The sequence below is a fragment of the Goekera deserti genome, from assembly GCF_010685995.1.
Lineage (GTDB): Bacteria > Actinomycetota > Actinomycetes > Mycobacteriales > Geodermatophilaceae > Goekera > Goekera deserti.
This window is the reverse complement of sequence record NZ_JAAGWK010000015.1, coordinates 104,567-119,488: the sequence shown is the minus strand read 5'-3', so window position 1 is coordinate 119,488 and position 14,922 is coordinate 104,567. Positions and strand designations below refer to the sequence as shown.

Below are 14,922 nucleotides of genomic sequence, written 5' to 3'. Positions count from 1 at the left end.
GCACAGCGGTGTAGATCGAAGTGCTGATGATCAACATCAGTCGATCTGATGGTGCTGGGCAGCCGTCAGCAGCGTGCCGGCCTCGGCGAGCAGCGACCTGAGCCAGATGTGCTGTGGGTCGCGCTCGTACATCGGGTGCCACCACAGGGCGCTGACCAGGGCCACCGGCTCGAACGGCAGCGTGAGCACGCGCAGTCCCGAGCCGGGACCCGCGACCTGCCGCGCCAGGTGGCCCTGCAGCAGCGCCAACCGATTGCTGCCGACCAGCAGGTGCGGGACGGCCAGGTAGCCGTGGATCACCATCTGCACGTTGAGCTCGATGCCGAGCAGTCGCATCTGCTGGGCGGGTGCGCTGTAGGCCGTCCGGTCGTGGAAGGTGAGGACCCACGGGAGCCGCCCCAGGTCCTCGAACGTCAGGGAGTCCCCGACCAGCGGGTTGTCGACCGCCCCCACGCACACCCACTCGTCGACGTAGAGGTCCTGGTGCGGGACTGCGGTGATGAACCCGCGCGGGACGATGAGACCGTCCACGGCACGCAGACTCGAGGACGCGTCGTCGACCGCCGCCGTCGTGACCTGGTCCCAGCGCACGCTGATGCGGGGTGCCCGCTCGGCCAGCAGTCCGGCGATCACCTGCCCGAGGACGGCCAGGGAGTAGTCGGAGGACAGGAGGGTGTACTGGTGGACGGCCGTGGACGGGTCGAAGTCCGGCTGGACGGCGAAGACCCGCGAGGCCCCGTCCAGGGCGACCGTCACCCGCTCGTTCAGCTGCACGGCGAGCGGGGTCCACTCGTACTGGTTGCCCCGGCGGACGAGGAGTTCGTCCCTGAAGTGCCGGCGCAGTTTCGCGAGCGCCGCACTGAGGGACGGCTGGCTCAATCCGAGCCGGTCAGCCGCGCGCGTGACGCTCCGTTCCCGCAGCAACGCGTCCAGCGAGACCAGCAGGTTCAGGTCGAGGGACTTCAGTTCGCGCACACGCACCCCTGTAGGACGCCGGACATCGGGTCGGACACCAGGAGTCTGCCTGCGCGTCAGGCCTCTCCGGGCCGACCGGCGCTCCGAACGCTGGTCCAGCCGGGCCGATCGTCCCGGACCCGGCGGAACACGCCGGGCCCGCAGGCGCGGGTCGTCGCCGCGGTGGACCGACTCCCCGGGGACCAGCCAGGACCCCTGGACCCGGCCGCCGGCAGTGCGGCGTCAGGTGCCCGCCAGGCCCCGGCGCAGCTCGTCCAGCGCGGCGGCGAGCTGCACCCGCGGCGTCCAGCCCCAGGCGCGGACGCGGTCGGTGCGCAGCTGCCCGGTCCAGACCGGCTCGTCGGTCCACTCGGCCTCGACGCCCAGTGCCTCGCCGACCGTGCCGAGGTAGTCCCGCCACGTCGCCGGCTCCCCCGCCACGATCACCGGGGTCGTGCCGCCGGCCACCGGACCCCGGTCCGGGTCGTCGGCGCTCGCGACGGCACCGGTGGCGACGTCTGCCAGGAAGGACGCCAGGTCCTCCACGTGCACCCAGGCCCACGTCTCCGCCGGGTTCCTCCGGCGGTCCCCGTCCCGCAGCTGCCGCGGGCGCAGCGTGTTCCAGACCGACGTGTCGCCGGCACCCAGGATGGCCGGCGGGCGGACGAGGACGGTCGTCAGGCCGCCGATCCGGGCCAGCGCTGCGTCGGCGGCCTGCTTGGTGTCCGGGTAGTCATCGCTGCCCTCGGGCAGCAGCGCCCCGTCCTCGGCGACGTCCCCGATGCCGGCGGAGCGGTCGTAGATGCCGGCCGTGGACACGTGCACGAGCCGGCCGACGCCGGCGTCCCGGGCTGCCCGGGCGAGGACCTGCGTGCCCTCGACGCCCACCTGGTGCTGCACCTGCCGGGAGGAGCCCATCGGGTGCACCGTGGTGACCACGGCGTCGGCGCCCGTGGTGACCGTGCGGGCGAGGTCCTCGTCGGCCGGGTCGCCGACGTGCTCGGTGACCCCGGGCAGCGGCGGCGCCGTGCCGGCGCGGCGGACGACGGCGCGCACCTGGGCGGACCGCTCGGCGAGTGCCCGGCAGACCGCTGCGCCCACCAGGCCGTTGGCACCGGTGACGACGACGACGGGAGTGGGGTCGGCCATGCCCTGCACCCTGCCAGCGACCGCCGTCCGACGCCCGTCGGGGACCGTGCGGGCGGTACGGCGACCGCGCGGAGCGCGGGGACGGGACGCAGGCGGGACCTCGTCTCGGTGTGCCGTGCCGTGGACCCGGCAGCGCCCCTGCTCCAGCCGCGGCCGCCCGTGGTCGCCGTCTCCCCGCGCCCGGCGGGGGTCACAGGTGGTCGAGGTGCACCAAGTCGATCGACCACAGCGCCGAGGTGTCGCCGCCGTGCACGTCGCGCAGGTCGGAGAAGTACTCCGCCAGGGCCCGCTCGTAGGGCAGCGAGCCGGCCACCAGTTCCCGCGCCGCGGCCACGAGCCGGTCGAGGTCCGCGCGGATCCGCGCCCGGGTCATGCTCGGCGTCCGTGGCCCCTCGTCGCCGTCGACGACGATCGCCGCCGGGTCGAACTGGGTGAAGCTCGGGTACCGGTCCGGGTCCGGCAGCAACGAGCGGAACGGGATGTGGTTGAACCAGTACTCGAACCACCTGCCCCCGGACAGCGACAGCCAGGGCGTGCCGACGGCGAGCGCCGCCATGCCGAACCCGGTGTGCGGGGCGAGGAACACGTCGCAGGCCTCGACGACGGCCAGCTGCTCGGCGAGCGGCAGGTCGAAGCAGTCCACCGGTGCCGACCGGTGCCCCCGCAGCCTCGCCAGGCCGTCGGCGTCCAGGGCGGTGCTGGTCCGCTCGTCGCGCGCCGTCCGGCCCACCAGGGCGATCTGGACGCCGGGGAAGGCGTCGGCCAGCGCGTCGAGCACCAGCAGCCACGAACCCGGGGACGGGTAGAGCGAGGCGTCGCTGGAACCGGCCGGCATCAGCGCGATCCGGGGTGCCCGGCCGGTGTCCAGCCGCCGGACCGCGGCGGCCCGGGCGTCGGCCGGCAGTTCGAGCCGCAGCTGCTGGTGCCGGAGGTAGCCGGCCCGCTCGGCGCCGACCACGGAGCGGCTGACGGCGGCCCGCAGGTGCGTGTCGGACGCCGTGTAGTAGTCGCGCATCCCCGGGAACAGCTCGTACTGCAGGGGCTGGTGGCGCCGGGTGTCGTCGACCACCCAGTCCCAGTCGCGCGGCAGCCCGGCCAGGCGGGACGCCGAGTCGGCGCACGGCTCCAGGAACGGGTGCTCGATCCGGTAGGTGGCGGACACGAACGGGCAGTACCCGGCCAGCTCCGTCGCCGTCGCCGCGTTGAGCGCCACGGACACCTGCCGGCCGGGCACGGCCAGGGCGTGCCCCTGGGCGTGGTACAGCGCCTCGATGGCGTGCCCGACGGGCTGGGCGTAGAAGAAGTTGACCAGCATCCGTTCACCGTCCACGCGCTGGTCCTCCCTCTGCCGGTGCCCGGGTCCCACGGCGCGGACCTGGCCGGCAGCCGACGGTCACTGCCCGTCGACCACGTGGCCGACGAACGCGCCGATGCGATCGAGCAGGTCACCGGCCAGCTGCGGGACGACCTCCGCCGGGTCACGGTCGCGCAGCCACGGCGGGACGTCGCTGCGGATCCGCTGCGAGCACTGCAGGTCCGCGCAGATGTACTGCCCCACGGTGTCGCCGTTGCGCCCGGCGGGTCCACTGCGGCGGGCGGTGAACAGGGACACCTCACCGCCGGACAGGGTGCTCTGGCAGAGCAGGCACATCGCCGCCGTCCGGGAGGACATGCTGCTCTCGGCCGCGCGCAGCGCGATGCCGACCGGGCCGTCGTCGTGCCAGAGCACGGCGTAGCCGCGCAGCGGTGCCTTCGGGTCGCGCCAGCCGAGGTACTCGCGGTCCTCCCAGGGCACGTCGTCCAGGTCGCGGGGCAGGGTGAGCCCGGCGGCCTCGCTGCGGGAGCAGTTGACGAAGGAGCGGCGGATCTCCTTCTCGGTCAGGGCCCGCACGTCGGGTCCTCCTCTCGTGGTGGTGCGTCGGGGGACGCGCGCCACCGGGCGGGGACCCGGCTGAGCGCCGCCCTCGACGCTAGGCCCGGCGCCCCACCGCTCGACACCCGTTTTCCGGCAGCAGCGTGGGTCGGCGGCCCGCACGTGGGGGCGACCGTCGGCACGGCCGGACGTGCCGACGGTGACCCCAGGGTGCCGCCGGCGCGGGAGCGGCGCCCGCGCTGACCCTCTGACCAGCAGGTATCCGGTGCGAGCACCACTCGCCGCCGCACCGGAGGTCACGCCATGGCCGCTCACCGTCTCGAGGGCAAGGTCGCCTTCATCACCGGAGCCGCCCGCGGCCAGGGGCGGGCACACGCCGTCCGGATGGCCGCCGAGGGAGCCGACGTCATCGCGATCGACGTGTGCGCGCAGCCGGCCACCACGCACTACGCGGGCGCCACCCCCGAGGACCTGGCCGAGACGGTCCGCCTGGTGCTGGCGCAGGGCCGGCGGATCGTCGCGCGGCAGGCCGACGTCCGGGACTTCGACGCCGTCCAGGCCGCTGTGAGCGAGGGCGTGGCCGAGCTCGGCCGGCTGGACGTCGTGGTCGCCAACGCGGGCATCTGCTCGGCCGGCAACAGCTGGGAGATCACCCTGGAGCAGTGGCAGGAGACGATCGACGTCAACCTGACCGGGGTTTTCCACACCTGCAAGGCGAAGATCCGCTGATCCGGCGCCGACCGGACGCGCCGGCGGCGCCGGACTAGCGCTGCTGGCGCCGGGCGATGACGACCAGGGCGCCGATCACCAGGGCGATGGGCGCCCAGGACGGCAGCCCGAACGGCCCGATGACCAGGCCGACGACGAACAGCAGCAGCTGGAACCCGGCCCAGAACGCGACCGCGACGAGCAGCCAGAACAGCAGCGGCTTGGACGACTGCAGCTCGCGGAGGTAGTCCATGGCGTGTTCTCCCTGATCTGGCGCCGGCCGTGACCCGGCCGGGGGCGCGTCGTACCTGGTCACGGACACATCGGCAGCGACGGCGCGAACTGGAGCCGGCGCCGGTTCCCGTCATCCCGTGTCGTTGCACGAGCACACCGCGACAGCGCCACGGTACGTCGCCCGGCGCTGACCGCACCGGTTGCCGCGCTCGGGCACGGCGGCCTGCTCTGATGCACGGGTGCACTCCGTGCTGCGTCCACCGATCCCCACCCGACCACGTGGCCGGGCTCGGACGTCGGTCGCCCCGTGAACCCCGATCCCTGGCCGGCCATGCCCCCGGAGCCCTCGCCGGTGATGGCCGACGGCCATGATCGTGTCTCTCCCTGGGGGACGATCGGGACGTTCGCGGGCATCCACATCTGCTACCTGCTCGCCAAGGCCGCCGTCCACGCGCTGACTCGGGACTACGGAGCCCCCTGCCGCAGCGCCCCCTGCTTCTCCGACCCCTTCCCTGTCTTCTTCCTCGGGTTCGTCCTCTCTCTCCTCGTGGAACTGCCGCCCACCCTCGCCATGACGGTGGTCGTCCATCGCTTGTCCTCCGGCTCGTTCCGACTGCCGAAGCGCATGCTCCTCGTGAGAGCGGTGGCCCTGTGTGCGGTGGGGGCCGGCGCGTGGTCCCTGATCGGCCAGCTGGGCTCGACCGCGTAGCCGCCGTCCGCAGCCGGGCCGTTCCACAGCGTCGACCCCGCCTGTGCGGGGCGGATCAGTCCGGCGAAGCAGCGCACCATCGTGGCCCTCCGGTGTCGAGGAGGCCGTCGGTGCGAGCATGCGCAGGTGACCGAGCTCGACGTGCGCGTCGCGACCGCGGGCGACCCGCTGCCCGATCCGGCCGAGGTGCAGGCACTCTATGCTGCCGCCTCCGCGCCCCCGCCGCTGTCCGAGCCGCCCGATCTGAGGCGCGTCAGCTGAGCCGGTACAGCTGGTTGCCGGCCGGCGGGGCACCGTGCTCGGCGGGTTCCGGGATGCGGCTCGGGTCGGCCAACAGCTCGGGGATCTTCCGGTACCAGGCGCGGTGATTGCGGCCCATCCGCTCGTCGCCGGCGGCGATGGTGGCCGCATCGGCCAGCCGCTCATCGTCGAGCACCCCAGCGAGGGCGAGTCGAACCAGGGCGATCCGCCACGTGTTGCTCCGGTCCCAGAACCGCTCGGCACCCAACAGTGCCTTTTGCACGCCTGGCGCCGGTTCGAACAAGGACCAGATCGCGCGGTCGGCCAGCTGGGCGTCAGCGTGCACGGCGTCGACGATGGAGCCGCTGAACAGCAGACCCCGGATCATCATGACCAGATAGTCCGCAGAGCTGGGGTCGAAACAGAGCACGCCGTTGCGCTCCCGCTGGCGCAGCTCTTGCCACCACACCCACCAGAAGGGGCCCATCAGCCCGACCTCCGGCTCAGACGCGAAAGCGCGCAGCGTCGCCGCAGTGAACTCCCCGCGCCAGTGAGGCGTCCTGGACCCCAGCACGCGGTCCACGTCGGACGGGTGCTCCGGCAGGAGGACCCACGCGCCCACCCGCCGCACGATGTCGCTGGGACCCACGGCCAGAGCCACCAGAGCTCGCGTGCGGATGTGCCTCTGCCACCCGTCCTCGGTGAACCCGGCACGGTCGTCCGGTCCCAGCACTGCGGACAGCGGCCGGCGCAGCACCTCCCACGCTTCAGCACGCATCTCGTCGGACAGCTCTGACAAAGCCGCCAGGACGCCCTCAGGCTCATCGGCCTCCACATGAGCCACCAGGGCGGACGCAGGAATCACCTCGGCGGGCACTCGCACAGCATGCGCGATCTCCGGATCAGGACAACCAGCCCGACACACGAGCAGGCTGGTCTCAGCCGGAAGAGCGACAGCCGGAGCCAGTTCGACGTCCGACGTCGCACCAGCGCCGCAGACACAGCGTGGCCCCGGTCCCGTTGGACCGGGGCCACGGTGGTGGTCACATCGGGCGGCCTCCGGCCGCCAGGACCCACATTGAGATCCGATGGCGCGCCGTCGCGGGCCGGGGCCTCCGTGGGATCGGTGCGGGCTCAGTCGGAGAGCTCGAACACCGTGGTGCTGTCGTAGACCTCGCCCGGGAGCAGCTCGGTGGACGGGAAGGCCGGCTGGTTGGGCGAGTCCGGGAAGTGCTGGGTCTCCAGCGCCAGCCCGTCACCCTGCCGGTAGACGCCGCCACCGGTGCCCACCAGCGTGCCGTCGAGGAAGTTGCCGGAGTAGAACTGCAGCCCCGGCTCCGTGGTGAGGATGGTCAGCGTCCGCCCGCTGTGCGGGTCGTGCAGCACCGCGGCCTCCTCCAGCGCGTCCTCGGCGTCCGAGCCCTCCCGGGCGCCGTCGTCCTCCCGGTCCAGGGCCCAGTTGTGGTCGTAGCCCTGCCCGTACAGCAGCTGCTGGTCGGCCACCCGGATCCGCTCCCCGATCGGGGTCGGCTCACGGAAGTCGAACGGGGTGCCCTCGACGGGGGCGACCTCCCCGGTCGGGATGAGCGTCTCGTCCACCGGGGTGAAGCCGCTCGCGTCGATCTGCAGCTCGTGGTCGTAGATCGACCCGGAGCCCTCACCGGCCAGGTTCCAGTAGGTGTGCTGGGTCAGGTTGACCACGGTCGGGGCGTCGGTGGTCGCCTCGTAGTGCACCGACAGCCGGGACTCGTCGTCCAGGGTGTAGGTGACGGTGGTGGTCAGCGTGCCGGGGAAGCCCTCGTCGCCGTCGGCGCTGACCAGGCGCAGCTCCAGCGCGGCCACCTCGTGGTCGGAGACGTCGGTGGCCTCCCACACCCGGTCGTCGAACCCGGTCGGGCCGCCGTGCAGCGTGTTCGGCCCGTCGTTCAGCGGCAGCTGGTACTCGGTGCCGTCCAGGGTGAACAGGCCCTCGGCGATGCGGTTGCCGTAGCGGCCGATCAGCGAGCCGAAGTAGGGGTCGTCGTCGCCGACGTAGCCGGCCAGGTCCTCGAACCCGAGGACGACGTTGTCCACCTCGCCGTGCGCGTCCGGGGCCTCCAGCGTCTGGATGACGCCGCCCCAGGTGAGCACCCGCATCGTGATGTCGCCGTTGGACAGCGTCCAGCGCTCCACCTCGGTGCCGTCCGGTGCGGTGCCGAAGGGCTCGACGCTGGTCGAGGGGCCGTGGTGGTGCTCCTCGGTGGCGGAGGCGGCGGACGGTGCGACCGCTCCCCCGGTCACCAGGCCGAGGCCGAGGGCGGCGACGAGCGGCACGGCGCGCCGTCGAGGTGTGTGTACGCGGGGGCGGGCGTGGTGCTGTTGTGCTGGGCGTCCGGACAACAGGGCTCCAGGGTCGGTCGTCCCGCCGGGCGGTCGCCCGGTGGCAGGGCGCCGCCGGAGCGCGACCGCTCGTAGTGACCCCCCTCACAGTCCTAGCCCGCTCACATGCGGAAAGCTATGGTCCCGTTACTGCGGTCGGCGCGGCCAGGACTCAGCACGACCAGCCGGGCACGGTCGGTGGTGCTGCCCTCAAAGCCGGGTGTCGTCATCGACGGACAGCCCCAGCTCACCGGCGAACCAGGACAGGTACTCGAGATGACCTACCAACCAGGGCGCGGACGCCGCCTCGGACCGGCATCTCCGCACCCACTCGCCGAACAGCTCCTGAGCACGCCGCCGGTCGCCGGCGCCCCACCTCATGCGGACGGCGAGCATCCGGTCGGACTCCCAGCCGGCGATCTCGTAGGAGTCGACCGGGGCGGCCTCCAACGCGTCGATGATGGCCGCCCGGCTGCCGAACCGGTCGAACCAGGCGAACACGTCGCCCAGGTCGCGGACCCACGCGTGCCCCGTGCCCGGGTTGTCGATGCGCCGGCCCTGCGCCAGGGTGTCGCCCACGCCGTCGGTCGGTCGGCGCAGCTGACAGTCGTGGTCGTTGACCCACGACTTGTCGAGGGGCGGGCCGTCGGGGCCGAAACGGCCGAGGTCGAGGCGCCATGCCTCCTCGACGAAGATGCCCAGGGCCATGAAGGCGAGCCCCCGGGGAACGGGGACCGGGGGCTCGGTCGAGCCGGGCGGGTCCCGCGGAGGCAGCCGGTAGGAGACCACCTGGACGAGTCCCGGCTCGACCGTCCGGTTGAAGGTGTGCCTCCGCTTGCGGAAGCCGGCGGCCGAGAGCACCGGCCGCACCGTCGCGACGGCCGCCGTCAGCATCTCGGCACCTGCCATCACGCGCCGCCGGGGCTCAGCTGCTCGCGGACCGTTTCGGCCGGCAGACCAGCACCGGGCAGGGCGCGGAGTGCTGCACCCGTGAGGCGGTGCTGCCCAGCAGGATGGTCGAGGTCAACCCGCGACCCCCGGCCGCCAGGGCGATGAGATCGGCGCTGGCCTCCTCGGCGGCCTTGACGATCTCCGCGGCGGGCGACCCGCTGCGCACCTGACGGTGGACGGTCGGGCCCCAGCCGTGGAAGACGGCGGCCACCACGCCGACCGCGGCCTCGGCCTCCTCCCGGAAGCTGAAGTCGGTCGGCTGCGGGTTGCGCCGCTCGGTGAGCTCGTTGGCGAACGGCACCGCCGCGTACGGGCTCACCACCGCCACCACGGTGACGTCGGTGATCTCCCGGGAGTCGGCGATCCACTGGAACTGCTCGGCCCCGACCAGGGAGGCCCGGGACCCGTCGGTCGCCACGATCACGTGCACGGTTCAGCGCCCTTCGTCGGTGTTCGGCGTACCAGCAGTGGCGGTGGGCCCGTCGGTCGACGGCCGGTCCCGGGCGCCGCCGTTGAACCGCTGCACCAGGAACAGCACCAGACCGACGGCGAGCAGCCCGGCCACCCACAGCAGCGACCCCGGGTCGTCGACGACGGTGTAGCCCAGCACCAGCAGGTTGCCCAGGATGCCGAGGTACAGCAACGCGGTGTTGGCCCGGTAGGTGTCCGGGGTCTCCCCGGTGCCCCGCAGCTTGAGGCAGGCCACGATGACCAGGGCGTAGATGAACAGCAGGAACACCACGGTGATCGTGGCGAGCCGGTCGACGATGTCGAGGTCGGAGCCCCCCAGCTGGATCAGCGCCCCGATCAGCAGCAGCCCGCCGACGATCGCGCCACCGAACAGCAGCGCCACGTAGGGGCTGCGGCGGGTCGGGTGCACCTTGGCGAACACCCCGGGCACCACGTCCTCGCGCGCCATCCCGTAGAGGATCCGGGACTGGGCGACGACGGTGACCAGCGTGGTGTTGCTGATCGCGACCATCGCGATCAGGCCGAAGACGACGAGCATGACGCTCACCGAGATCGGCAGCAGGTCGGCCCGGACGACCTCGAGCAGCGTGTTGTCGGCCAGCGTGTCCATCGGCACGGCCAGCGCCGCCGCGATCGAGACCAGCACGTACACGGTGCCGGCGGTGAGCATGCCGCCGATCAGCGCCCGCGGGAACGCCCGCGACGGGTCGACCGTCTCCTCGGCCACGTTGGCCGCGTTCTCGAACCCGGTCATGGCGAAGAACGCCAGCGAGACGCCGGCGAGCACCGCGACCGCCTTGCTGCCCTCGCCGCTGAACTCCAGCAGCACCCCGGGCTCGGAGACGCCCGTGAACAACGCGATCACCCCGATGACCATGATCAGCAGCAGACCGCTGAGCTCGATGAACGTCATCACGACGTTGGCCACGACGGACTCGCTGATCCCGATCAGGTTGATCACCGTGATCAGCGTGATGAACGCCAGGGCGATCAGCAGCGTCGGGATGACGGCGTCCTCGCTCATGCCGACGACGCCGGCGAAGTAGCGGACGAACCCCGAGGCCAGCGACCCGACGGCGGCCATGTTGGCCGAGAGCATGCAAATGGTGACGAAGAACGTGAGCACCGGTGACCGGAACGCCTTGTTCACGTACAGCGAGGCGCCGGCCGCCTGCGGGTACTTGGTCACCAGCTCGGCGTAGGCGAGCCCGGTGATCGTGGCCACCGCGACCCCGGCCAGGAACGCCATCCAGAACGCGCCGCCCACCGCGGCTGCCACCAGCCCGATCAGGACGTAGATGCCCGATCCGAGCACGTCCCCGACGACGTAGAAGTAGAGCTGCCGGGCCGTGATGGAGCGCTTGAGCTCGCTGGGTGCCAGGACACCCTCCGTGCCGGGATGTGACATGCACGACAACCTAGCGCTGTCGGGTTGCAGTCGCGTTCCGTTCCTGTTCGGTGCGAGCGCTGGGCGTGTGCGCGACGGTGTCGACGACGAGCTGGTCAGCTGGTGCCATAGCGCTTGATCCGCGGGTCGTCCGCGGGCACCTGACGTAGGGACGTGAGGATCTGCTCGACGCCAGCGAGGTCGGTCGCCGCTACGCGGGTCACCGCTGAGACGCCTGGCTCGATGTCCACGCCGATGGTGACGAGTGGCAGCGATCCCGGCGCTCCCCCGTCGGCTTCGCCGCCTCGCGCGGGGCTGATGACGGCTCCTCTGCCATCGAGTTCGGTGAGACGGTCGCCGATGAAAGCGCTCGCGGCCACGGGCAGACGGGGTTCGGCGTTGCTGTAGACGTCGAACCCGCGCCCTTCGAGACCGCCGCTGAGCGAGACCGTCCAGATGACCCTGTCGATCGGGACGACGTACGGGGCGCCCGCCCGCAGGTGGACCAGGGTCCATCCGGGGTCGACGGGGGCCCAGGCGACGGCCGCACCGACGATAGAGACCCCCGACAACTGACGGCGGGCCTCGTCCAGCCCGAAGCCGATCACCTCGGCCGACCACTGTCGCCCACCACTGTCTGTCCAGACCCAGCGGTGGATCTCTGCGTCGACGTACCGGTCGGCGTCCGGGGTCAGGTCGAACCGGCGTGCTGGCAGACCGAAGACGCTGTCGGGCACGGAGTCGCGATCGATGACGGGCCCGTTGACGAACGCATCGACCGGACCGCTGACAGCGACCCTGCCGGTCACCACCCCGGCAGGATCGAGCCGGAGGGCGACGAGGGACTGTGCATCGCAGCTCTGTGATGTCTCGTGTCTGGCGAAGATCTCGGTGTAGGCCCACCCGACGGGCAACTCGTCGGGCAGCAGCCGCACCTGCGCAGCCGCGGGGTCCACGACGCTTGCGTAACCGCCCCCGCAGGACAGCTCGCCGGTCTGGGCGACGGCGATCGGCAGACCGGACGGTGCACCCTCCTCCTCCTGCCCCACGACGCTGACCACCACCGGCACTGCAGTGATGAGCACTGCCGCAGCGGCGACCAGCAGGAGCCGGTTCCCGGGACGCAGCCGACGGTTGCGAAGGCGAGGAGTCGGGAGGCGCTCGGCGTCCACACGCGCTCGGACCCGGGTCAGCAGCGCCTGCATGGACTCCCCCGTCAGGTCATCGGGTCGGGCCCTGCGGAGTCGAGCGTCGATGTCGTCGGTCACTGGGTGCCTCCGAGATGTGGGGCGGGATCACGGTCATGGGTGACCTCGTGGGCCACGTCGGTGAGTTGTGCGAACCGGCGACGAGCGCGGTGCAGGCGCACCTTGAGGGCACCGCGCGAGCAGCCGAGCACCTCGGCGGCTTCTTCCTGGCTCAGGCCGTCCCAGGCCAGCAGGGTGAGCAGTTCGCGGTCGGACTCGGGCAGGGCGCGTAGCGCCGCCATGGTGCTGCCGTCGTGGAACAGCGGCCAGTCGTCCTCCGGGGTGTTCTGCACCCGGGTCTCCCCCAGGGACATCAGTCGGTCGTTCAAAGCACCCTGGCGGCGCCGCGAGCGCCGGGCGTTCGCGCTGATCCCGCGCGCGACACCCAACAACCACGGGAGGCCGAGGTCCGGGATCTCGTCCAGTCGTCGCCAGGCCACCACGAACGTCTCGGCGACGACGTCCTCGACGTCGTCGGGCAGAACGTGCGCCCGGGCGTACCGCACGACGGCGGCAGCATGCTCGGACCACAGCCGGTCGAACGTCGCATCGCTGGCCTCAGTCACAGGAACCACTCAGCATGCCCACACCCGAGAAGTGTCCGGCTGCGCCCGATCGGTTACTGGAGCCTGTCAACCTCCGCTCCCCCTCGCAGCGTCCAAGGGGCAGCTGAGCGCCGGATGAGAGGGGGGTGGGTGTCCAGGGAGCGTGAGGTCGCGTTCACCGCGTTCGTGCAGCAGCACCAGGCAGCGCTGCTGCGCACCGCCTACCTGGTGACCGGTCAGCACGCCGCCGCCGAGGGCGTCGTCCAGGCGGCACTGCTGAAGACCTACACGCACTGGGACCGGATCGACGTCAGCCCGCTGGCCTTCGCCCGCCGCGTGGTCGTCAACACGCACACCAGCTGGCGCCGGCTGCTCAGCGCCACCGAACGGCCGGTCAGCGACGTGCCCGACCGGGCCGCCCCGCGCGACCCCCACCCGGACGACAGGAAGGAGGAGATGATGGCCGCGCTGCGCCAGCTGCCGCCCCGGATGCGTGCCGTCGTCGTCCTGCGCTTCTACGAGGACCTCAGCGAGGCCGAGACCGCCCGACTGCTGGGCTGCTCGGTCGGCACGGTGAAGACGCAGTCCTCCCGCGGTCTGGCCCGGCTGCGGCAGAGCGTCGCCGCGCTCGACCCGTCGCACTGCACGGACCGGGCCCGATGAGCACCGAGGACGACGTCCGGGCGCTGCTGCACGCCGTCGCCGGCGACGCCCCCGGTGGATCGCCCGACGTCCCGGCGCTCGTGGTGCGCCGGCACCGGGCGCGGCGCCGTGCCCGGGTCGGGGCCGGCGTCCTCGCCGCGGCGGCGCTGCTGGCGGTGCCGCTGGTGGACCCGGGGCCGCAGCCGCCGGGGCCCACCCGCACGGTCGACGGCCGGACGCTCGACGTGCTGGCCGGTCCGACGCGCGGCGGCCTCGCCGGGGACGCCGGACTGGTGCAGCAGCTGGCCGCCCTGCCCTGGGCGGGTGCCGACGTGCAGGACGTGACCCGGACGGTCGCCTTCGCCGGTGACATCGGCCCGCAGCGCACCGCGCTGGTGGTCGCCCGGGTGGACGGGCGGACCCTGGGCGCCTGGTTCACCGGGCCGGCCGGGGCATCGCCCGGCGAGCTGAGGCAGAGCGGGGACCCGGCCCCGCTGGACGCCAGCGAACCCGTGCTCCGGCTGGACACCGACCCGAGCCCGGACACCCTCGTCGTCCTCGCCGCCCCCGGTGATCAGGTGTCGGTGTCGCAGCGCTTGGAGGTGACCGCGGCCGGGGAACCGGTGCGCCGGCAGGCGCCGCTGGTGACCACCGACGGTGCGGCCACCTCGACCCTGCCGGACGCGTCGGCCTACGGGGTGTCCGCCCGCGTGCAGGTGATCCGGGACGGCACGACGGTCTACCGCGGCACCCCGCTGCGGCAACCGCTGCCGGCCGAGATCCCGCTGCCCGCACAGGACCCGCCCGCCCGACCCGGCCAGCCGGCCGCGCCCGGCGCGCTGGTCCAGACCGTCCTGGCCGACCTGGTCCGCACGACCGGGTACACGCCGGACGACCTCACGCTGCAGACGCTGTGGTCCGGCTCGTTGCCCGGCCCGGCAGGGCCCGTGCCCACCGCCGTGCTGGCCGCGCGCTTCCCGTCCGGGGCCACGGCGGTCGTGGCCGGGTGGGCCGCGGCCGACCCAGGCCGCCCTGCCGACCGGGCCACCTATTGCACCTTCGCCGTCCTCCCGGCCGGCACCGACCCGGCCGACCACCCCCTGGCGATGCGCTGCGACGTGTCCGACCCGTCCGGGACGACGGTCTCGAGCCTGCTGCTGGGGCCGCCCGGCGCCACCCGGGTCGAGGTCCGCGATGCCGCCGGCGACGTGACCGCGACCCACGACCTGGACAGCGGGGTGTCCACCGCGCCGGCGGAGGGCTCCGAGCGCACCGCCCGGTTCCTGGACGCCGCGGGCCAGGTGCTCGCCGACGTCCCGCTCTCCCCTTACTACGGGAACGGCACCTTCGCCCAGACCCGACCGCGATGAGCACCGACTCCGCGCTGCTCATCGCCGCACGTCAGCTCGTCCACGACGCCCACGAGCGCCGGCACCTGCCCCCTCGCCGGCCCA

17 protein-coding genes are annotated in these 14,922 nt (G+C 72.9%); 5 read left to right on the top strand and 12 right to left on the bottom strand.

Annotated features, from left to right (window positions below):
- Positions 1 to 36: 36 nt before the first annotated feature.
- From G1H19_RS11555 to G1H19_RS11540, 4 genes are all read right to left on the bottom strand, one after another.
- Positions 37 to 975, bottom strand: a complete 939-nt coding sequence (locus tag G1H19_RS11555) for a LysR family transcriptional regulator (RefSeq protein ID WP_162392169.1) — start codon at positions 973 to 975, stop codon at positions 37 to 39.
- 222 nt (positions 976 to 1,197) lie between these two features.
- Entirely contained in the window at positions 1,198 to 2,103 is a 906-nt protein-coding gene (locus tag G1H19_RS11550) for an NAD-dependent epimerase/dehydratase family protein (RefSeq protein ID WP_152731051.1), read from the bottom strand.
- Between the two features lie 190 nt (positions 2,104 to 2,293).
- Entirely contained in the window at positions 2,294 to 3,433 is a 1,140-nt protein-coding gene (locus G1H19_RS11545; RefSeq protein ID WP_152731050.1) for a hypothetical protein, read from the bottom strand.
- A gap of 63 nt (positions 3,434 to 3,496) precedes the next feature.
- Positions 3,497 to 3,994: an FBP domain-containing protein gene (locus G1H19_RS11540; RefSeq protein ID WP_162392170.1), complete on the bottom strand. Its 498-nt coding sequence runs from the start codon at positions 3,992 to 3,994 to the stop codon at positions 3,497 to 3,499.
- Positions 3,995 to 4,279: 285 nt separating this feature from the next.
- On the opposite strand from G1H19_RS11540, the gene G1H19_RS11535 reads away from it, so the two are divergent.
- The gene (locus G1H19_RS11535) at positions 4,280 to 4,705 is read left to right on the top strand and encodes an SDR family NAD(P)-dependent oxidoreductase (RefSeq protein ID WP_152731049.1); all 426 of its coding nucleotides are present in this window, start codon (positions 4,280 to 4,282) and stop codon (positions 4,703 to 4,705) included.
- A 34-nt stretch (positions 4,706 to 4,739) separates the two neighbouring features.
- On the opposite strand, the gene G1H19_RS11530 is transcribed toward G1H19_RS11535, so the two are convergent.
- Positions 4,740 to 4,937 (bottom strand): hypothetical protein, encoded by a 198-nt coding sequence (locus tag G1H19_RS11530; protein ID WP_152731048.1) that lies wholly within the window; start codon positions 4,935 to 4,937, stop codon positions 4,740 to 4,742.
- A gap of 288 nt (positions 4,938 to 5,225) precedes the next feature.
- Here G1H19_RS11530 and G1H19_RS11525 point away from each other — a divergent pair, with 288 nt between their 5' ends.
- Both G1H19_RS11525 and G1H19_RS23960 read left to right on the top strand, forming a co-directional pair.
- Positions 5,226 to 5,627, top strand: coding sequence for a hypothetical protein (locus G1H19_RS11525; protein WP_152731047.1), 402 nt, complete (start codon positions 5,226 to 5,228; stop codon positions 5,625 to 5,627).
- 126 nt (positions 5,628 to 5,753) lie between these two features.
- Entirely contained in the window at positions 5,754 to 5,888 is a 135-nt protein-coding gene (locus tag G1H19_RS23960) for a hypothetical protein (RefSeq protein WP_268895304.1), read from the top strand.
- On the opposite strand, the gene G1H19_RS11520 is transcribed toward G1H19_RS23960, so the two are convergent.
- The 7 genes from G1H19_RS11520 to G1H19_RS11490 all read right to left on the bottom strand — a co-directional run bounded on the left by G1H19_RS11520 (position 5,881) and on the right by G1H19_RS11490 (position 12,847).
- Complete coding sequence (locus tag G1H19_RS11520) at positions 5,881 to 6,744, bottom strand: hypothetical protein (RefSeq protein ID WP_152731046.1); 864 nt, start codon at positions 6,742 to 6,744, stop codon at positions 5,881 to 5,883. The genes G1H19_RS23960 and G1H19_RS11520 overlap by 8 nt on opposite strands.
- 257 nt (positions 6,745 to 7,001) lie before the next feature.
- Complete coding sequence (locus G1H19_RS11515; protein WP_162392171.1) at positions 7,002 to 8,180, bottom strand: aldose epimerase family protein; 1,179 nt, start codon at positions 8,178 to 8,180, stop codon at positions 7,002 to 7,004.
- 255 nt (positions 8,181 to 8,435) lie between these two features.
- Positions 8,436 to 9,119, bottom strand: coding sequence for a hypothetical protein (locus tag G1H19_RS11510; RefSeq protein ID WP_152731045.1), 684 nt, complete (start codon positions 9,117 to 9,119; stop codon positions 8,436 to 8,438).
- A gap of 31 nt (positions 9,120 to 9,150) precedes the next feature.
- Positions 9,151 to 9,606, bottom strand: a complete 456-nt coding sequence (locus tag G1H19_RS11505) for a universal stress protein (RefSeq protein WP_162392172.1) — start codon at positions 9,604 to 9,606, stop codon at positions 9,151 to 9,153.
- 3 nt (positions 9,607 to 9,609) lie between these two features.
- Positions 9,610 to 11,055 carry an APC family permease gene (locus G1H19_RS11500; protein ID WP_152731044.1) on the bottom strand — a complete coding sequence of 482 codons (1,446 nt, stop codon included), beginning with the start codon at positions 11,053 to 11,055 and terminating at the stop codon, positions 9,610 to 9,612.
- Between the two features lie 95 nt (positions 11,056 to 11,150).
- Positions 11,151 to 12,302, bottom strand: coding sequence for a hypothetical protein (locus G1H19_RS11495; protein ID WP_152731043.1), 1,152 nt, complete (start codon positions 12,300 to 12,302; stop codon positions 11,151 to 11,153).
- Positions 12,299 to 12,847, bottom strand: a complete 549-nt coding sequence (locus G1H19_RS11490) for an RNA polymerase sigma factor (RefSeq protein WP_152731042.1) — start codon at positions 12,845 to 12,847, stop codon at positions 12,299 to 12,301. The genes G1H19_RS11495 and G1H19_RS11490 overlap by 4 nt, the downstream gene beginning before the upstream one ends.
- 129 nt (positions 12,848 to 12,976) lie before the next feature.
- Between G1H19_RS11490 and G1H19_RS11485 the strand changes: the two genes are divergently transcribed.
- Both G1H19_RS11485 and G1H19_RS11480 read left to right on the top strand, forming a co-directional pair.
- Positions 12,977 to 13,489 (top strand): SigE family RNA polymerase sigma factor, encoded by a 513-nt coding sequence (locus G1H19_RS11485; RefSeq protein ID WP_235927849.1) that lies wholly within the window; start codon positions 12,977 to 12,979, stop codon positions 13,487 to 13,489.
- Positions 13,486 to 14,838, top strand: coding sequence for a hypothetical protein (locus tag G1H19_RS11480; RefSeq protein WP_152731040.1), 1,353 nt, complete (start codon positions 13,486 to 13,488; stop codon positions 14,836 to 14,838). Before G1H19_RS11485 ends, G1H19_RS11480 begins: the two co-directional genes overlap by 4 nt.
- Positions 14,839 to 14,922: the final 84 nt, after the last annotated feature.

Excerpts from the sequence above, each read along its gene's own strand:
- G1H19_RS11500 (WP_152731044.1), bottom strand. The coding sequence starts at position 11,055 with ATGTCACATCCCGGCACGGAGGGTGTCCTGGCACCCAGCGAGCTCAAG.
- G1H19_RS11550 (WP_152731051.1), bottom strand. The coding sequence starts at position 2,103 with ATGGCCGACCCCACTCCCGTCGTCGTCGTCACCGGTGCCAACGGCCTG.
- G1H19_RS11530 (WP_152731048.1), bottom strand. The coding sequence starts at position 4,937 with ATGGACTACCTCCGCGAGCTGCAGTCGTCCAAGCCGCTGCTGTTCTGG.
- G1H19_RS11535 (WP_152731049.1), top strand. The coding sequence starts at position 4,280 with ATGGCCGCTCACCGTCTCGAGGGCAAGGTCGCCTTCATCACCGGAGCC.
- G1H19_RS11510 (WP_152731045.1), bottom strand. The coding sequence starts at position 9,119 with ATGCTGACGGCGGCCGTCGCGACGGTGCGGCCGGTGCTCTCGGCCGCC.
- G1H19_RS11480 (WP_152731040.1), top strand. The coding sequence starts at position 13,486 with ATGAGCACCGAGGACGACGTCCGGGCGCTGCTGCACGCCGTCGCCGGC.